This is a genomic window from Streptomyces sp. NPDC056347 (assembly GCF_042262625.1).
In the GTDB taxonomy this organism is placed as follows: domain Bacteria; phylum Actinomycetota; class Actinomycetes; order Streptomycetales; family Streptomycetaceae; genus Streptomyces.
Genome location: NZ_JBHJQP010000312.1, coordinates 1 through 3,557, shown reverse-complemented (window position 1 = coordinate 3,557; position 3,557 = coordinate 1). Strand labels below are relative to the sequence as shown.

General features: G+C 69.1%; 1 protein-coding gene. It reads left to right on the top strand.

Translation table 11 applies throughout. From position 1 onward, the window contains the following. Positions 1–3,557 (top strand): amino acid adenylation domain-containing protein (locus ACFCV8_RS35735; RefSeq protein ID WP_376689725.1); only part of this gene is annotated, 3,557 nt, incomplete at both ends.

Below are 3,557 nucleotides of genomic sequence, written 5' to 3'. Positions count from 1 at the left end.
GTTTCGCTCTTCGACAGTCTGGTTGTTTTCGAGAATTATCCGGTGGACGAGGCGGCTGCTGAGGGGCGTGGGCTGTCGGTCAGTGGTGTGCGGGCCGAGGAATCGACGAACTACGCGCTCACTCTCATCGCCGCGGCTGTCGGCGACCGGCTCGACATGACCCTCTCCTACGACCCCGCCCTCCTCGACACGCGGACGGCCGAACGGATGGCGGAGCGCCTGGCGCACCTCGTCACGACGCTGCTCGGCCACGCCGGGACGAAGCTGGCCGATCTGGAGCTGCTCGGCATCGAGGAGCGATCCCTGGTCGTGGAGCGGTGGGCCGACGGCGGCGGAGAGCCGGCCGGGGACGCCTCGGTCGCGGCCGCGTTCGCGCGCCGTGCGGCCACTGCCCCCGACGCGGTGGCGGTGCGATGTGGTGGGCGGTCGTTGTCGTACGCGGAGCTGGACCTGGCCTCCGACCGCCTGGCCGGTGCTCTGATCGAGCGTGGTGTGGGTGCGGAGTCGCGGGTCGGTCTGCTCCTGGAGCGGTCGGCGGACGTGGTCGTCGCGATGCTGGCCGTGCTGAAGGCCGGCGGGGCCTATGTGCCTGTGCATGCCTCGTATCCCGAGGAGCGTTTGCGGCAGGTGCTGGCGCAGGCCGGGGTCTGTGTGGTGCTGACGGACCGGGACGTGTCCGAGGTCGGCGGGGTTTCTGCGCTTGCTGTCGGGTCCGCTCCGTCGGGCGTGGTGGCGCTGCCGCGGCGCGTCCCGGTGCAGTCGTTGGCGTATGTGATGTTCACGTCGGGGTCGACGGGTGTGCCGAAGGGTGTGGCGGTCACGCATGACGACATCGTGGCGCTGGTGTCCGATCGTCGGTGGCGGTCAGGTGCGCATGATGTGGTGTTGTTCCATTCGCCGCATTCGTTCGACGCGGCGACGTACGAGGTGTGGGTGCCGCTGCTGAACGGTGGCACGGTGGTGGTTGCCGAGGCGGAGCTGAGTGCGTCGGTGGTGCGGGATGCCGTGGCGTCGGGTGTGACGGCGTTGTGGGTGACCGCTGCGTTGTTCGGCGTCCTGGTCGAGGAGGACCCGGCGTGTTTCGCGGGTCTGCGCGAGGTCTGGACCGGCGGCGACGCCGTCCCCGCCGCGGCGGCTCACAGCCTGCTGGAGACCTGCCCCGGCCTGGTCCTCGTCAACGGCTACGGACCGACCGAGTCCACCACCTTCGCGGTCTCCGGCCCGCTCGACCAGGAAGACGTCTCCAGGGGATCGGTTCCGCTGGGTGAGGTGATGGACAACACCCGTGCGTATGTTCTGGATGCGGCGATGCGTCCGGTGGGTGTGGGTGTTGCGGGTGAGTTGTATCTGGGTGGTTCGGGTCTGGCGCGTGGTTATGACGGGCGTGCGGATCTGACGGCGGAGCGGTTCGTGGCCGATCCGTTCGGCCGGGGCGGACGCCTCTACCGCACGGGTGACCTGGTGCGTTGGCGTGCGGACGGCCGGCTGGACTTCCTGGGCCGGGGTGATGGTCAGGTGAAGGTCCGTGGTTTCCGGATCGAGGTCGCGGAGATCGAGACCGTTCTCGCCCGTCATGTTTCGGTGGGTGTGGTGTCGGTGCAGGTCCGTGAGGACCGGCCCGGGGTGAAGCGTCTGGTGGCCTATGTCGTTTCGGCCCAGGGCGTGGAGACGGATCTGGGTGCTCTGCGGGAGCACGCGGCGTCCGTGTTGCCGGAGTACATGGTTCCGTCGGCGTTCGTCGTGCTGGACGAGCTGCCGCTGACGGTGAACGGCAAGGTGGACCGCAAGGCGCTGCCGGCTCCCGAGGTTGAGGCCGTGGAGGAGTACGTCGCTCCGCGTACGGCGGTGGAGGAGGCCCTGACCGGTATCTGGGCCGATGTTCTCGGCGTCGAACGGGTCGGTGTCCTGGAGGACTTCTTCGCGCTGGGCGGTGACTCGATCTCCAGTTTGAAGGTCGTCTCCCGTATCCGGGGCGTGCTGGGCACGGGTCTGTCGCCGCGGGCCCTGTTCGACCACCCGACCGTCGCCGCCCTCGCCGGGCAGATCACCGCCGGCGAACCGGCCGCCGAGACGGGCGTGGTCCCCGTCCCGCGCACCGGACCGCTGCCGCTGTCCTTCGCCCAGGAACGCCTCTGGTTCCTGCACGACTACGACCACCACGGCGTCGAATACAACATCACCGGCGCCCTGCGCCTGACGGGCGACCTCGACATCGACGCCCTGCGTACGGCGCTTACGGGGCTCGTCGCCCGGCACGAGGCGCTGCGTACCACCTTCGACTCCGCCGACGGCCGGGGTGTCCAGATCGTCCACGCGGCCCAGGACCTCGACGTCCCCGTCAGCACCGTCGTACTGGACTCGCACGACGACCTGGACGCGACCCTGGCGATCGAGGCCGTCACCCCGTTCGACCTGCGCACCGGCCCCCTCGTCCGAGTGCTGCTCGCTCGGCTGACGGAGCGGGAGCACGTGCTGGTCCTGTCGATGCACCACATCGTCACGGACGGTTGGTCGATGGGTGTTGTTACCCGTGAGTTGAGTGCGCTCTACTCTGCCGCGGTGCGTGGGGAGGACGCTGCCCTGCCGGAGCTCCCGGTGCAGTATCCGGACTTCGCTGTCTGGCAGCGTGAGCACCTGGCGGGTGACGCGCTGGATGGTCAGCTCGCCTACTGGCGGGGGAAGCTGGCCGGTCTGGAGCCGTTGGAGCTGCCGACGGACCGGCCGCGTCCCGCGGTCCGTACCTCGGCGGGCGCGCTGCATACCTTCGAGGTTCCGACCGCGCTGGCCGACCGTCTGAAGACCATGGGGTACGAGCACGGCGCGAGCCTCTTCATGACCCTGACCGCGGTGACCCAGCTACTGCTGTCCCGGTACAGCGGTCGGCAGGACATCGCCGTCGGCACGGCCGTCTCCGGACGCGAGCGCACGGAGCTGGAGAACCTGGTCGGCTTCTTCGTCAACACGCTCGTGATGCGGTCCCGGATCGACGACACGCAGACCTTCGGCGAGTTCCTGGACGATGTGCGTGGCACCGTCCTCGACGCGTTCGCGCACCAGGACGTGCCGTTCAGCCGGCTCATCGAGGAGCTGGCCCCCGAACGCGACACCTCCCGCACCCCCCTGGTCCAGGCCTTCGTGTCGCTGCAGAACACCCCGGCCGGCGCCTTCGAACTCGGAGGTCTGGAGGCCGCCGAGTACGCGGTGCCGCGCCAGGCGGCGCAGTTCGAGCTCGGCCTGCACTTCCAGGAGACCGAAAGCGGCGGCCTCGCAGCCGTGGTCGAGTTCAGCACCGATCTGTTTGATGCGGTGACTGTTGAGCGGATGTGTCGGCATTGGTTGTTCCTGGCTGGGGTTGTTGCTGCGGCTCCTGAGGAGTCGTTGTCCCGGGTTGTTCTTCTGGATTCGCGTGAGCGGGATCTTGCCCTGGGGGAGTGGGCGGGGCCGGGTGCGGGTACGGGTGGCCGTTCGGTGGTGGAGTTGGTTGCTGAGCGTGTGGGTGCGGTGCCGGGTGCGGTGGCGGTGGTGTGTGGGGATGTGTCGTTGACGTATGGCGAGTT